Below are 13,394 nucleotides of genomic sequence, written 5' to 3'. Positions count from 1 at the left end.
ACTGGAGCGAAATCACTCCAGTGGAGCGCTATCGAACCGGGTCATCACTAAGAGCGGCTGGCAATGCCGTATTTGCGCAAACGCTGGCCGATGGCGGTGTGCGAAGTCTGCAGGCGCACCGCCAATTGCCGGGTCGATGGATAGGCCGCGTAGAATTTTTCCAGCAGCGTTTTTTCAAAACCCTGTACCGCTGCTTCAAGGCTTGTGACTTCCAGCGAATCAACCTGCTGGCTATTCAAGGCCGTTCCGGCCAGCTCCAGGTCGTCGCAGTCGATCACCTCCCCTTCGCAAATGGCGGCGGCGCGGAAAATCACGTTCTGCAACTGGCGCACATTGCCCGCCCAGCCATTGCCCAACAGCAAGGGGTAAGTGGCCGGGGCCAGCCGGCAAGGCGAACGCTGGATCTGCGTGCAGGCCTGGCGCAGAAAGTGCTCGGCCAGCAACAGGATGTCCTGCCCGCGCTCGCGCAAGGCCGGCACCATCAGATTGAGCACGTTCAGACGGTAGTAGAGGTCCTCGCGAAAATCGCCCTGGGCGACCATCTGTTCCAGGTTGCGGTGGGTAGCGCAAAGCACCCGCACGTTGACATGCACTTCGCGGTCGCCACCGACCCGGCGAAAGCAGCCGTCGCTGAGAAAGCGCAGCAGCTTGGCTTGCAGGTACGGTGACATTTCGCCCACTTCGTCGAGGAACACCGTGCCCTGGTCGGACAGCTCCAGCAGCCCCGGTTTGCCGCCGCGCTGGGCGCCGGTAAAGGCGCCGGCCGAATAGCCGAACAGTTCGCTTTCGGCCAGGCTTTCCGGCAATGCGGCGCAGTTCAGCGCAAGGAACGGCGCATCGCGGCGGTCGCTCATGGCATGGCAGGCGCGGGCCACCAGTTCCTTGCCGGTGCCGGTTTCGCCCTGGATCAGCAGATGCGCATCCAGGCCCGCGACCTTGAGCAGCCGCGTCTTGAGCTGCTTGAGTACCGGCGATTTGCCCAGCAGCGCATCGAGGCCTTCGACATGGTCGTGATGCAACGAGGCCAACCGTTCGCCGATGCGGCTTGGCGGATACAGCGTCAACAAGCCGCCAGCGAGGAACCTCGAGGTGTCGGTGCCACCGCTGATGGGCGTGGCGTCGAGCAGCAGGTCCTGGCCCTTGAAGCTCACCTCGCACATGGGCAGGCGAAAGCCTTTGTCGACCAACGTCCGCGCCAGGTCCGGCTCGGCAAACAGGTTCGACAATGGCTCGCCGGCAGGCTCGCGCCCATACAGGCTGACCAGGGTTGGATTGGCCAGCAGCACGTAGCCGCTGGGGTCCACCGCCAATACCGGATCACTCATGGCGGCCAGCAGGGCATCGAGCTGCAGGCGCCGGCGCTGGCCGGGAAGCATGTCGACCAGCTCCACGGCCTTGACCCCCTCGACCCGCAACAGCGCGTAGTTCAGTTCGTCCAGCACCGTCTGGCTCAGATCGGGCGCGTCGATGTAGACGTTCGGCGGGATCATTTCCACCGCGTCCAGGTTGAGGTTGCGCGCACCGAGCAACGCCAGGACTTCCTGGGTGATGCCGACGCGGTCGTTAAACGTGACATGGATACGCATGGCGCCCCCTGGGGCAATAACAGTGAGTTCAAGACAACTGCGCCGGGACGCGGGCGGTTACATCGGAAATATCGATTTACGCATCGAATCATCATCATTTTTCCGGGCGCAGGTAAAGCCGATAGTGCCGTCATGGACGAGATGACTGCAACTCGACCGGTTACTCAACAAGAACAATTCGGAGACGCCTGAAATGTCCAGCAACAGCTATGAAAAAGGCCGCTTGAACCTGCCCTTCGTCGGCCATTGCACCTTTGCCAAGTCACCCGTTTGCCTCGACTGGGACAACATCGACGCCGACGTCGCCGTGCTTGGCGCACCCAACGACATGGGTACCCAATGGCGCTCCGGCGCACGCTTCGGGCCGCGCGGCATCCGCGAGGCATCGACCCTGTTCTCGTTCGGCCACAGCGGCGCCTACGATTTCGAAGACGACGTGATGTACCTGCAGGCCGAGGATGTGCGCATCGTCGACGTGGGTGACGCTGACATCGTTCACACCGATATGAGTAGCAGCAACGACAACATCGAATACGCCGTGCGCAAGCTGCTCGACGCCGGCGCCATGCCGGTGGTGCTGGGCGGTGACCATTCGGTGCACGCACCGGTGATCAAGGCCTATGAAGGCCGCGGCCCGATCCACATCATCCACTTCGACGCCCACCTGGACTTCGTCGACGAGCGTCATGGCGTTCGTTACGGCCATGGCAACCCGCTGCGCCGCGCCTCGGAGATGAATCACATCGTCGGCATGACCCAGATGGGTATCCGCAACGTGTCCTCGTCCAACCGCGACGACTACAACGCCGCCCGCGATGCCGGCTCGAAGATCCTCTCGGTGCGTGATGTACGTCAACTGGGCTGCCAGGGTGTGCTGGACCTGATCCCGGAATGCGAGTCGTACTACATCACCATCGACATCGACGGCTTCGACCCGTCCATCGCCCCCGGTACCGGCACGCCCAGCCATGGCGGCTTCCAGTACTACGAAGTGCTGGAGATCATCCAGGCGCTGGCCAACCGCAGCCAGGGCCGCATCGTCGGCATGGACCTGGTGGAAGTCGCCCCGGCGTACGATCCGACCGGCATGACCTCGATCCTTGCGGCGCAGTTGCTGATGAACAGCATCGGCTTTGTCTTCCATGCGCGTGCGCAGGCGCGTAGCTGAGGAAGGCTAAACCCCGTTGTCTCTTCACACCCAGGCTGGCGCACCACTGCGACAGCCTGTGGCAGCGGCAGATGTATGCACGCCGCAATGTTGTAGCGGCCGCCGTGTCTTTCAAGGGCTCGCGGTATCGGTGATGCACTGCTTTAGTCGATCCGAATCCGTGCCACTGCCTTCGCTGTGATCAATGTCGCCGTTGGCATTGAGGTAGATGTCTGTGTTGGGCCAATTCGGGGTTATGTTGATGCAGTGTCTACGCTCTCCGTCTCTCCACCAATAAAACTCCATAAAGAATTTATCATCTGGAAAAATGTGTCCGACATCACCAGTTGTCTTGCCGGGAAACAAGTCACCCTTCACGCTTTGATGCTGCGTATTCAAGATATAACTAATGTCTTTGGTTCCATCCTCCGAGTAAAAGATGTATACCCGAGGTGGTGCGTAATACCAGAAAGCGATAAGTGCAACCAGCAACACTGTAATCCATCTTCCAATGCCTCGCGGCTTTTTATCGTTTGCACACATGTTCCTGAATTCCTTTCGCCCATTCCGCCACAGGCACCGCCAACACTTTATCCATGACGATTTTCGCTGTAAGGCCACCGTTTGGATATTCTTTGAATTTCCCTTTTATTGAGGTGCGCCTAAGCGAGGAGCGAACTCTTCTGCTGACGATGGATTGCACCGACTCACGCGTTAACGGGAATCGAGCAATGTGCCGAGCCAGAGAATTACCGAAAGGGTGTCGAGGATAAGCAGGACATTTCTCAAGCATCGACCAGAAAAGTCGGAAACCTTGTCATGCACTGTTTTCTGAATTTGGGCATCAGCGGCGACTGGCTCATCCCCTTGGCCCGCAGGCTTTTACCTGTTTGAGGTGCGGTACGAAATTGCATGGTCTGTGACGTGCGTCCAGTTGCTCGGCAAAGAACCTCGAGGATACTCAGGTCGCTGCGGGCATCATGATGGGCGACATGCTCGCCTTTGGCAGCCTGGTGGAGCGCGTCATGGAAGTGTTCCTCGTCACTCTGCTGGGGGTGGTGCTGGTCACGCACTGGGACTGGCGGGCGCTGGCCTGCGGCTTGGCCTTGTTTTGCGTGGTCCGCCCGCTCTGCGTGCTGGCCATGCCCTGGGGATCGCTGCTGGACTTCAGGCAACGCCTGCTGATCGGCTGGTTCGGTATTCGCGGTATCGGTAGCCTCTACTACCTGTTCTACGCCTTGAATCATGACCTCGGGCAACCCGTGACATCCCTGTGCACGAACATGACGTTGTCGGTCGCGGCACTGAGCATTTTGATCCATGGCCTGAGTACCCAACCCATGCTGGCGTATTACGAACGGCGCAGCCGCTGACCTGAAACCTGCCAGCGGTCCAGTTTCATGGCACATTCGTACCTATTGCTTTGTTAATTACCCGCGAGCCGTTACCCTCGTCGCTCGACTCCTCTGCCTGGGTAAAGACTTGATCGCGCTCCAAACCATCGAAGCCGCCGTCAGCTGCAACACTTGCGCAGCCAAGTGCTGTCGCCTGGAAGTGATGCTGATCACCGACACCGGCGTGCCCCTGCGTTTTATCCAGACCGATGACTGGGGCTCGGAGACCATGGCCCGTAGCGACGATGGTTGGTGCGCAGCCCTCGACCGCAGCACCATGGGGTGCAGCATTTATGAGAACCGCCCCTTGATCTGCCGTGAGTTCGAAATGGGCGGTCCCGATTGCATTGAAGAACGCGCAGCGTGAGTTAACCACCGGTCGCCCCCCAGGCACCCGGACACAACATCGCTTTTCAAGCAAAGCCCGGCCGATGGCCGGGCTGCTTGCTTTCAATCCCCTGGCAGCAGCTCGTTGGGCAGGGTCTCATCCTTGCGCTTACCGGGATTGGGATGCTCGCCTTGCCCGGGCACATCTTGCCCGGGCCGAGGCTTGCTCATGCCATCGTCCGTATCGGTTACCGGAGCATTGCGTCCTGAGGTGGGATTGGCAGGATCGGGTGGCGTAGGGTCATCAGCGGGACGTTGTTCATTAGCCATGACGCAACCTCATGTGGAAGTCCAGTGGTTCCGGGCCGTACTCATTTGAACTGATCACTCTGCAGGCGTGCCCTGCGGTGGATGGACGGTCTATTAAGAATAGACTTCGGATGCAGGCAGGCAAGCTGCATGCCCCGCCTCCCAACTCATGCAAATTTCACGACCAAATCAGCCCTTTCAAAACGCAACCTTTTGTTTTTCTTATGATTATTAGCCTGCGACCTGGCTGGCATTCGGTGCCTGGTTGGCTATTGGCCTGGTGGTGTATTTCGCTTACTCAAGACGTCGATCCTTGCTGCATTGAAATCACATACAGTTCACGGAAGGCCTGAACCGCCTGAATTGTTCCAAAACGTTACAAACTGACCGACAGGTTCCAGCTGCGGTATTCTTTGCCATTTGTTACAGCAGAGCCTGTCGCCCCTGATGTCCATGCCCTCCCCAACGCCTGTCGAGCTCGACAGGCTGCCTGCAGTTCTCGCCGGCCCACTACTACGCCGCCTGGAACCAACACGCCTGCTCCTTTGGCTGGTCGGCTCGCAGGCCTTGTCCCTTACATTGCGCCTGCAAGTCGCCGAGGGGATCGAGAAAAAAACGACCATCGACTATCCGCTCGAAGGCCCACGCTGCCAGATCGTCCCCATCGGCCGCCATGCCTTCGTACACCTGATCGACCTGGCGCTGGAAGCACCGTTGCCCACCGATGTGCAGATTGACTACGACCTGCTGATCGATGCCCAGGGCGATGCCCCGCAAGGTATTTCCCAGTGGGCACCTCATCTGTTGTACGACGCTGCGCGGCAGCCCAATTTCGTCCTGCGTTCGCGTATCGACCAGCTACTGCACGGTTCATGCCGCAAGCCTCATCACCCGTCCCCTGAAGGGCTGCTCTGCGTGGACCGTCTGCTGGCAGCCCCCCATGCGCCAGAACAGCGTCCGGCCCTGCTGATGATGAGTGGCGATCAGGTGTACGCCGACGATGTCGCTGGCCCCATGCTGCGCGCAATTCACGCGTTGATCGAGCGCCTGGGCCTGTTCGACGAACACCTCCAGGGCGCCGTGGTCGATGACAGTGCGGCGCTCTATAGCCATCCTGCCAGTTACTACCACCGCGCCGACCTGCTGCCGGCGCTCAAGGCGAATGAAACCCTGCGCGAGCGCTTTTTTGGCGGCGTGGAGAAGCCCATTTTCACCAGCAGCAACGCCGATAACCACCTGGTCACCCTGGCCGAGGTCATGGCGATGTACCTGCTGGTCTGGTCGCCGACACCCTGGACGCTGATCGACCCGCGCATGCCAGCCCTCCCCCCTGGCCAGCGTAAGCGCTATCGTCTCGAGCAAACCCGTATCGATGCCTTCAAGCTCGGCCTGGGCGACGTCGCCCGGGCATTGGCGCACATGCCGACTTTCATGATCTTCGATGACCACGACGTCACTGACGACTGGAACCTCTCGGCGCAATGGGAAGAAACCGCTTATGGTCACCCCTTCTCCCGCCGCATCATCGGTAATGCAGTGATCGCCTATATGCTCTGCCAGGGCTGGGGCAACAACCCCGATGCGTTCGCCGGGCCGCTGGCCAGGACACTGGCAATGTGCGCCCCGTGCAATGGCGATGACAATCACCTGGACAACGCAGTCCAGGACAGCCTGATCGATGAGCTGCGACGTTTCCACGACTGGCAGTATGTGCTGCCGACCACACCCGCCCTGGTGGTGCTCGATACCCGCACCCGACGCTGGCGCAGCGAGCGCAACCTCAAGCAGCCTTCGGGCCTGCTGGACTGGGAAGCGCTCAGTGAATTCCAGCAGGCACTGCTCGATCACCCCTCGGCGATCATCGTTTCGCCGCCGCCGGTTTTCGGGGTCAAGCTGATCGAGGCCGTGCAGTCGGTGTTCAGCCGGTTGGGTTACCCGTTGATGGTCGATGCGGAAAACTGGATGGCCCATCGCGGTGCAGCCCAGGTCATGCTCAACATCTTCGGCCATTCGCGCACGCCCGGGAACTATGTGATTCTGTCCGGCGACGTGCATTACTCGTTCGTCTACGAGGTGTTGATTCGCCATCGCCAACACGGCCCGAAAATCTGGCAAATCACCAGCAGTGGCGTGAAGAACGAATTCCCCCGGCGCCTGCTCGATTGGCTCGACCGACTCAACCGCTGGCTCTATGCACCCGCTTCGCCGCTCAACTGGCTGACCAAGCGCCGACGCATGGAGGTAATCCCGCGCATTCCCCTGCACAGCAAGGCCGGCGAGCGCCTCTGGAACAGCGCAGGCATCGGCCAGGTGTTCTTCAATGAACTGGGCCAGCCCACACGCGCCTTCCAGCTCAATGCCGACGGTTCGCCGCCCACGGAGTTCGTCGACGACCGCGAGGACGCCGTTGCAACCCAGCCAAGCACTGCGATGTAGGAGCCACTGAATGTCTTTTTTCAATAAACAAGCCCTGGCATGGGGCCTGGCCGTGGCCAGCATTCTGGGCGGCATGAATGCTCATGCGGCCAGCAAAGCCACCACGAACACACCGGCGGCAGTGAAGGTTTCGCTCCTGGAAGGCAAATTCACCTTCAACCTGCCCAAAGGTTATGTGGCCAGCGCGATGCCGCCCGGGGAGGACAACAACGGCACTGCGGGCGCCGTGGGCACCCTGTATGTCAACCAAACCGAAAAGCGCGTGGTCATCGTCGCCGAACATCCACTCTCCGACGACACCAGGGCGGGCGACAATGACGACGCTTTCCTGGACGGCGCCGTTACCGGCTTCGTTGATCGGCAAAGCGCAGCCCTGCCCGATTTCAAGCAACAAAGTGAAACCCGGCTGACCATCAAGGGGATTGGTGTGCGCCAGATCGACAGCTTGTCCAGCATGGGCGGCGGTAAAACATTGAACTCCACCTTCCTGGCCGGCTCCGGCAAGCGCATGGCGGTGGTCCAGGCGGTCTCCCGAGTCGATGACCAGGCCGGGCATGATGCGTTGGTCAAACAGATCATCAGCTCGGCTTCTGCTGCGAATCATTGACACCGAGCACGCGTCGAAATTAATTTTTCGGTGGAATCGATGATTACATTCAAGAACCTGAAGCGCTTTATCCTTCGAGGCCCGTCATGTCTTCGTCACATCTATCGAGCACAATCGGATCAGCCAAAGGGATTTGGCCCCATCTACGAAGAGCCCGGCCCAAGGCCGGGTTTTTCTTGATCTTCAGTCCTGAACCAAGCTCCCATGGCGCAACCGTGAAGGGAGAAGTGTTGTTGTACAGGCCCGTGCAACGTAGAATTCGCAGCTTCTGGCCGTCCCTCCCATACTCACAATAATCTGCCCACTGCATGCTGCGCCCAGGCTTCAAGCCCTGGACGGGGCGTTCGTGCGTCAGCGTTTTTGAGTGTGGGCTTGTGTCCCGAGTCTTCCGTACAGGTGCCAGGCGTGGTTACAACACGCCTGGCTGACGGCCCTTGTCGCCGGAATGCTCCCCGAGCGTTGCCCATCACTAAATGAATACATCCCCGAATGCTCGCTCCGGTAGCTGGCTGAGCGTGATCGCCCTGGCCCTGGCAGCCTTTATCTTCAATACGACCGAGTTCGTGCCCGTTGGCCTGTTGAGCGCCATTGGCAGCAGTTTCGACCTGTCGACCGCTCAGGTCGGGCTGATGTTGACGATCTATGCCTGGGTGGTCTCGCTACTGTCCCTGCCGATGATGCTGCTGACACGCAATGTCGAGCGGCGCAAACTGCTGATCATCATCTTCGCCCTGTTCATTGCCAGCCATATCCTCAGCGCAGTGGCTACCAGCTTCGGCATGTTGCTGGTGAGCCGGGTCGGCATCGCCATCACCCATGCCGTGTTCTGGTCGATCACCGCCTCCCTGGCCGTGCGCGTGGCGCCGCCGGGCAAGCAGGTACAGGCCTTGAGCCTGCTGGCAACCGGCACCACACTGGCCATGGTCCTGGGAATTCCGCTCGGCCGGGTGCTGGGCGAAGCGCTGGGCTGGCGCACGACCTTCTTGGCCATCGCGGTGGTTTCGACAATCACCGTGCTGTGGTTGAGCAGAGCGCTGCCATTGCTGCCGAGCCAGAATTCAGGTTCGCTCAAAAGCCTGCCGGTACTGTTCAAGCGCCCGGCGCTGGTCTCGCTCTATATCTTGACCGCCGTGGTGATTACCGCGCAATTCACTGCCTACAGCTACATCGAACCTTTTTCTCAGGTAGTGGGCCACCTCAATAGCGAGATGACCACCGTATTGCTATTGCTGTTCGGCGGCGCGGGCCTGATCGGCTCGGTGGTCTTCAGCCTTTGCAACGATCGCTTTCCGCGCGGCTTGCTGATCGCGGCCATCAGTGCACTGGCCCTGTGCCTGATGCTGCTGTTGCCGTTGGCCGGGCAGGCAGTCTGGCTCTCAGCGACGAGCGTGGTGTGGGGCATGGCCATCATGTGCTTCGGTCTGGTGCTGCAGGCCAAGGTCCTGGCGCTCGCCCCGGATGCTACCGACGTGGCGATGTCTCTGCACTCGGGCATCTACAACATTGGCATCGGCGGCGGCGCCCTGCTCGGCAGCGTGGTCAGCAGCCAATTGGGCCTGGCGAATGTCGGTACTGTTGGCGGTGCTCTGGCAGTGGTTGGGCTGCTGTGGTGCTGTGTGACGACTTATCGCTTCAGCAAGCCGCTGCACCCCGGTCCTTAGTACTTGATCAAAGTGCAACGAAACCCAACCACATGGACTGGCTTTCTCATTAGACCTTAGTCCTGGTTAACACTAATGAACTAGCGAACCAGATTGGCCATTGCTATGTTTGCCTCATCAGTGCTCAGAAGTGCTGAAAACTTCTCGGTTTCGAGAGTATGGCCGGTTTCGATGTGCTCCCCCGCACACCTCGTACCGGCCTTTTTTCTACCCTCACCGATTACGCTGAAGGCAAAGTCAGGCGCGCTACGGCAGCCTGGGCCATTTCAATCTCGGCGATGGCATCCTGGGCATGGGCCGCCTTCACCCACTGCATGGTGGTGTCACCGATGATTGCGCCAATTGACTGTCTGCACAGTTCATCAACGTCAAGCCCTTGATTTCTGGCCATAGCCATCACCGTTTTCAGCGCTATTTCAATCGCCACCACTCGATCTTCGCTCATGACGCATGCCTCTCTGTGTTGCATTAAGCGTAGTTCAACCCTCCGCTTCGACGCCCCCCGCCAACCTGGCGAAAAGTCTCGATTTTCGCCAAGGAGTACAAGTGTACTCCTTGCGCAATTCGGACATCGACTAGCGCATTGCTGGCTCGAACTGCATTGCCAAAAGGGACAGGCGGCAGGTGCCATGATCAATGGATGGCACTCCCCCACGACTATAATTTTGGCACTACTGAAGAAGGTGCAGCGCCTGCTGCCCGGGCAGGTGTAAAAGCCAGCCAGAGACCTCATCGACAGGGGAAATGGCATGTCCACAAAGCACTCAAAAAAAATAAAGTCCTTGGCACTCCCATCCATTTTGGCTATCTGTCTTTCGGTTGTTGCAGGATGTGCGAGGCAACATACCGAGATGCGCTCCCCGATTGCGACTGTGGGCTCTAACTGTTACGCAAAAGCAATGCCCACTGCCGGCGAGGGAAGCCTGGCATGGGGCCCCAATCTACAGATAGTACGTACCAATTCGATCGAAAATTGCAGGCGCTATGCCGGACGATCAGGTGGAACCCCGACTACCTGCAAGGTAGTGGAGGCTCGCTGCAAACATTAAAATCGTTCGATCCGGGTTGCCTGGTCGTCCCTGCTTTCCTCAAAGGGGGCCTGTATGCCGGCGGTCTCCCTTTTCAATCATCTCGGCATTAAATGTCGCTGTGTGATGCTGATCGGCCCTATCAAACCAATCGCAAGTCACCTGGACGCTGTAACCGTCGCTTGTGTCGTTATCCACATCCCTTACGGTCATGACAGGACCGCCGCTGTTCAAGACCACGAGATCACCCTTCTCGAAATTCGACATCGCCTGACTCCATGGAAGATTGAGCGTTCATCATGAGTCTCTCCCAATCTCATTTCAATGGGATGTCGTTGGTTGCTTACTCCATCGCGCATCGCCGGCAGATTCAGCCCGAGGTCCAGAACACCCGATCAGAATCGGCCCCCTATATCCTGAACAAATGACCAGGTTTTTCAGATAACACTTTGATGCTAGGGTTGCCCTCCTACCGGGCCGCCGAGGCCCACAGACGGCATGGATGCCAGGCAGTCGGGGCGAAAAAATGAAAGGCATCAGCAAGACCCATGCGGCAGCGATCAGCATCAGAGAAAGCATCACCTCTCTTCGCGAATTCGGGGCCCAGCTACAAGCAAACGGCCACCTCGAGCAAGCCCTGGGCATCCATAAAGCGCTCGACGACCTCCAGAGGTCACTCAACCGCATCACTGTAGATGTGGATGGGCGAGTGAAGGCAGTGCATTGAGGCTGACGGTGCCTTCGGGCGAAACATGGACAAGCCGTAGCGTGAAGAAACCGTTGCTCACGCGCGAACCAGCCATACATCAGAGCCGCAACATGGGAAATGGGCTAAGGGGGTGAGTCAGCAGCCGCTTGAGCGAAAGTTGAACCAGACGACGGTGGAACCCTGCATCAGGGAAAGCGGGAAACACCTCACAGCGATGCTTTCGCGAGAGCCCGAAGGCAATCACGCCATGGGATAGGTCGATCCAATCGGCTTTTCGAAAAGTTTCCACAAGCCCCTGCGGATCGGTACCAGAACGACTGATTTTGTGGTGGTCATGAATCATTGCAATGATTTCGCTCACCCAGTCCTGCTTGTCGATTTCGTTGAGGAAATCTTCAGCCAATCGTTGTGACGGTGACAATCTATAAATGACAGGCGATATTACAGCGTAGGGCGTGTGTCAGCTATGACATCCACCGCTATCCTGCGGATTCCGCGGCCATCCGGCCACCTATTCCACGATGATCCGGCCACCCATTCCACGCGCATCCGGCCACTGATTCCACAGCCATCCGGCCACCCTTCAGGCAGGCAGCCACGCAGGATTAATTCACTACCATCGACCTCTTTTTTCGAAGCAGAGAGGTCGTCGTGGAGCGTTTATCCATGCGTAAGATTCGAGAAGTTCTGCGCCTCAAGTTTGAGGTGCGTCTATCTGCTCGCCAGATCGCGGTCAGCTTGCAAGTGGGGCGAGCCACCATCGGTGACTACCTCAATCGCTTTGCTGCCTGCGGGCTGACTTGGCCCTCTGCGCTGACCGACGCCGAATTGGAACGTCAGTTGTTTCCGCCTGCGCCGACCATCCCCAGTGAGCAGCGTCCGATGCCTGACTGGGCATGGGCTCACGCCGAACTGCGCCGCCCCGGCGTCACCCTGGCTCTGCTTTGGCAAGAGTACCGGCTCAGCCACCCGCAAGGCTTCCAATACAGTTGGTTCTGCGAGCACTACCGGCTCTGGGCCGCCAAGGTCGACGTGGCCATGCGCCAGGAACATCGCGCCGGCGAAAAGCTGTTCGTCGACTATGCCGGCCAGACCGTGCCGGTCATTGACCGGCACACCGGCGAAATCCGCCAGGCCCAGGTCTTCGTCGCTGTCCTCGGCGCCTCCAGCTACACCTTTGCCGAGGCCACCTGGTCGCAGCAACTGCCCGATTGGCTGGGCTCGCACGCCCGCTGCCTCGCGTTTCTCGGTGGAGCGCCCGAGATCCTGGTGCCGGATAATTTGCGCAGCGGCGTCACCAAAGCGCATCGCTACGAACCGGACATCAACCCCAGCTATCGCGATCTGGCCGAGCATTACGGGGTCGCCGTGTTGCCCGCTCGCGCCCGCAAGCCCAAGGACAAGGCCAAGGTCGAAGTCGGCGTGCAGGTGGTCGAACGCTGGATCCTCGCGGCCTTGCGCAACCGCCAGTTCTTCTCGCTGGGCGAACTCAACACCGCAATCGGCGTGCTGCTGGAGCGACTGAATCAACGACCCTTCAATAAGCTGCCCGGCTCGCGCCGCTCGGCCTTCGAGGCGCTCGACCAACCCGCGCTGCAACCCCTGCCGGAACAGCCCTATGTCTACGCCGAATGGAAAAAGGTGCGGGCGCACATCGACTACCACGTCGAAGTCGACGGCCATTACTACTCGGTACCGTACCAACTGGTGAAGCACCAACTCGAAGTGCGCCTGACCGCACAGACCGTCGAGTGCTTCCACGCCAACCAGCGCGTGGCCAGCCATGTGCGATCGCCGCACAAAGGTCGCCACACCACCCAAACCGAGCACATGCCCAAGAGCCACCGCGAACATGCCGAGTGGACGCCGCAACGGCTGATCCGCTGGGCAGAGCAGACCGGGCCAAACACCGCGGGTGTCATCGCCCACATCCTCGAGCGCCGAATCCATCCGCAGCACGGCTTCCGTGCTTGCCTGGGCATCCTGCGCCTGGGCAAACAGCACGGTGAAGAACGGCTGGAAGCCGCTTGCCAGCGCGCCCTGGCGCTGGGCGCATGCAGTTACAAGAGCCTCGAATCGATCCTGCGCCAAGGGCTGGAGCGGCTACCGCTGGCCCAGCAGAACCTGCCGCTGTTGCCCGATGAACACATCAACCTGCGCGGCCCCGGCTACTACCACTGACCTGAAGGA

15 protein-coding genes and 2 pseudogenes are annotated in these 13,394 nt (G+C 59.6%); 10 read left to right on the top strand and 7 right to left on the bottom strand.

Annotated elements, in window-relative coordinates; all coding sequences use genetic code 11:
* Nucleotides 1–47: 47 nt before the first annotated feature.
* Nucleotides 48–1,586 carry a sigma-54-dependent transcriptional regulator gene (locus NVV94_RS10920; protein WP_258447156.1) on the bottom strand — a complete coding sequence of 513 codons (1,539 nt, stop codon included), beginning with the start codon at nt 1,584–1,586 and terminating at the stop codon, nt 48–50.
* Nucleotides 1,587–1,779: 193 nt separating this feature from the next.
* Between NVV94_RS10920 and speB the strand changes: the two genes are divergently transcribed.
* Nucleotides 1,780–2,754, top strand: coding sequence for an agmatinase (speB, locus tag NVV94_RS10915; protein ID WP_258447155.1), 975 nt, complete (start codon nt 1,780–1,782; stop codon nt 2,752–2,754).
* A 111-nt stretch (nt 2,755–2,865) separates the two neighbouring features.
* Here speB and NVV94_RS10910 read toward each other — a convergent pair whose 3' ends face one another.
* Entirely contained in the window at nt 2,866–3,276 is a 411-nt protein-coding gene (locus NVV94_RS10910; RefSeq protein WP_258447154.1) for a hypothetical protein, read from the bottom strand.
* Nucleotides 3,277–3,592: 316 nt separating this feature from the next.
* Nucleotides 3,593–3,673 (bottom strand): annotated as a pseudogene (locus NVV94_RS10905) (molybdenum cofactor biosynthesis protein); the annotation flags it as partial.
* A gap of 4 nt (nt 3,674–3,677) precedes the next feature.
* On the opposite strand from NVV94_RS10905, the pseudogene NVV94_RS10900 reads away from it, so the two are divergent.
* A pseudogene (locus tag NVV94_RS10900) lies at nt 3,678–4,106 on the top strand (cation:proton antiporter); the annotation flags it as partial.
* 109 nt (nt 4,107–4,215) lie between these two features.
* Nucleotides 4,216–4,494 (top strand): YkgJ family cysteine cluster protein, encoded by a 279-nt coding sequence (locus NVV94_RS10895; RefSeq protein ID WP_258447153.1) that lies wholly within the window; start codon nt 4,216–4,218, stop codon nt 4,492–4,494.
* Between the two features lie 83 nt (nt 4,495–4,577).
* On the opposite strand, the gene NVV94_RS10890 is transcribed toward NVV94_RS10895, so the two are convergent.
* The gene (locus NVV94_RS10890; RefSeq protein ID WP_258447152.1) at nt 4,578–4,784 is read right to left on the bottom strand and encodes a hypothetical protein; all 207 of its coding nucleotides are present in this window, start codon (nt 4,782–4,784) and stop codon (nt 4,578–4,580) included.
* Nucleotides 4,785–5,028: 244 nt separating this feature from the next.
* Here NVV94_RS10890 and NVV94_RS26865 point away from each other — a divergent pair, with 244 nt between their 5' ends.
* The 4 genes from NVV94_RS26865 to NVV94_RS10875 all read left to right on the top strand — a co-directional run bounded on the left by NVV94_RS26865 (nt 5,029) and on the right by NVV94_RS10875 (nt 9,467).
* Nucleotides 5,029–5,088, top strand: a complete 60-nt coding sequence (locus tag NVV94_RS26865) for a hypothetical protein (RefSeq protein WP_408733494.1) — start codon at nt 5,029–5,031, stop codon at nt 5,086–5,088.
* Nucleotides 5,089–5,210: 122 nt separating this feature from the next.
* Entirely contained in the window at nt 5,211–7,199 is a 1,989-nt protein-coding gene (locus tag NVV94_RS10885; RefSeq protein ID WP_408733465.1) for an alkaline phosphatase D family protein, read from the top strand.
* Between the two features lie 10 nt (nt 7,200–7,209).
* Nucleotides 7,210–7,806 (top strand): hypothetical protein, encoded by a 597-nt coding sequence (locus tag NVV94_RS10880; protein WP_408733464.1) that lies wholly within the window; start codon nt 7,210–7,212, stop codon nt 7,804–7,806.
* Between the two features lie 473 nt (nt 7,807–8,279).
* On the top strand, nt 8,280–9,467 hold the full coding sequence (locus NVV94_RS10875) for a sugar transporter (protein WP_258447151.1): 1,188 nt from the start codon (nt 8,280–8,282) through the stop codon (nt 9,465–9,467).
* 220 nt (nt 9,468–9,687) lie between these two features.
* On the opposite strand, the gene NVV94_RS10870 is transcribed toward NVV94_RS10875, so the two are convergent.
* Nucleotides 9,688–9,912, bottom strand: coding sequence for a hypothetical protein (locus NVV94_RS10870; protein WP_258447150.1), 225 nt, complete (start codon nt 9,910–9,912; stop codon nt 9,688–9,690).
* Nucleotides 9,913–10,216: 304 nt separating this feature from the next.
* Here NVV94_RS10870 and NVV94_RS10865 point away from each other — a divergent pair, with 304 nt between their 5' ends.
* Entirely contained in the window at nt 10,217–10,516 is a 300-nt protein-coding gene (locus NVV94_RS10865; protein WP_258447149.1) for a hypothetical protein, read from the top strand.
* A 39-nt stretch (nt 10,517–10,555) separates the two neighbouring features.
* On the opposite strand, the gene NVV94_RS10860 is transcribed toward NVV94_RS10865, so the two are convergent.
* Entirely contained in the window at nt 10,556–10,762 is a 207-nt protein-coding gene (locus NVV94_RS10860; RefSeq protein WP_258447148.1) for a DUF2158 domain-containing protein, read from the bottom strand.
* A gap of 259 nt (nt 10,763–11,021) precedes the next feature.
* Between NVV94_RS10860 and NVV94_RS10855 the strand changes: the two genes are divergently transcribed.
* Nucleotides 11,022–11,222, top strand: a complete 201-nt coding sequence (locus NVV94_RS10855) for a hypothetical protein (protein ID WP_258447147.1) — start codon at nt 11,022–11,024, stop codon at nt 11,220–11,222.
* A gap of 79 nt (nt 11,223–11,301) precedes the next feature.
* Here NVV94_RS10855 and NVV94_RS10850 read toward each other — a convergent pair whose 3' ends face one another.
* Nucleotides 11,302–11,607, bottom strand: a complete 306-nt coding sequence (locus tag NVV94_RS10850; protein ID WP_258447146.1) for a hypothetical protein — start codon at nt 11,605–11,607, stop codon at nt 11,302–11,304.
* 263 nt (nt 11,608–11,870) lie between these two features.
* Here NVV94_RS10850 and istA point away from each other — a divergent pair, with 263 nt between their 5' ends.
* On the top strand, nt 11,871–13,385 hold the full coding sequence (gene istA / locus NVV94_RS10845; protein WP_258443136.1) for an IS21 family transposase: 1,515 nt from the start codon (nt 11,871–11,873) through the stop codon (nt 13,383–13,385).
* The last annotated feature ends 9 nt before the right edge of the window (nt 13,386–13,394 follow it).

It is taken from the genome of Pseudomonas sp. LS1212, assembly GCF_024741815.1.
Taxonomy (GTDB): domain Bacteria; phylum Pseudomonadota; class Gammaproteobacteria; order Pseudomonadales; family Pseudomonadaceae; genus Aquipseudomonas.
Note: the sequence above shows the minus strand (reverse complement) of the source record. Positions and strands in the feature narration are given on the sequence as shown.

What these genes read in the sequence shown, in the direction of transcription:
- NVV94_RS10920 (WP_258447156.1), bottom strand. Translation starts at nt 1,586, where the DNA reads ATGCGTATCCATGTCACGTTTAACGACCGCGTCGGCATCACCCAGGAA.
- speB (WP_258447155.1), top strand. Translation starts at nt 1,780, where the DNA reads ATGTCCAGCAACAGCTATGAAAAAGGCCGCTTGAACCTGCCCTTCGTC.
- NVV94_RS10910 (WP_258447154.1), bottom strand. Translation starts at nt 3,276, where the DNA reads ATGTGTGCAAACGATAAAAAGCCGCGAGGCATTGGAAGATGGATTACA.
- NVV94_RS10890 (WP_258447152.1), bottom strand. Translation starts at nt 4,784, where the DNA reads ATGGCTAATGAACAACGTCCCGCTGATGACCCTACGCCACCCGATCCT.
- NVV94_RS10885 (WP_408733465.1), top strand. Translation starts at nt 5,211, where the DNA reads ATGTCCATGCCCTCCCCAACGCCTGTCGAGCTCGACAGGCTGCCTGCA.
- NVV94_RS10880 (WP_408733464.1), top strand. Translation starts at nt 7,210, where the DNA reads ATGTCTTTTTTCAATAAACAAGCCCTGGCATGGGGCCTGGCCGTGGCC.
- NVV94_RS10875 (WP_258447151.1), top strand. Translation starts at nt 8,280, where the DNA reads ATGAATACATCCCCGAATGCTCGCTCCGGTAGCTGGCTGAGCGTGATC.
- NVV94_RS10870 (WP_258447150.1), bottom strand. Translation starts at nt 9,912, where the DNA reads ATGAGCGAAGATCGAGTGGTGGCGATTGAAATAGCGCTGAAAACGGTG.
- NVV94_RS10865 (WP_258447149.1), top strand. Translation starts at nt 10,217, where the DNA reads ATGTCCACAAAGCACTCAAAAAAAATAAAGTCCTTGGCACTCCCATCC.
- NVV94_RS10860 (WP_258447148.1), bottom strand. Translation starts at nt 10,762, where the DNA reads ATGTCGAATTTCGAGAAGGGTGATCTCGTGGTCTTGAACAGCGGCGGT.
- NVV94_RS10855 (WP_258447147.1), top strand. Translation starts at nt 11,022, where the DNA reads ATGAAAGGCATCAGCAAGACCCATGCGGCAGCGATCAGCATCAGAGAA.
- istA (WP_258443136.1), top strand. Translation starts at nt 11,871, where the DNA reads ATGCGTAAGATTCGAGAAGTTCTGCGCCTCAAGTTTGAGGTGCGTCTA.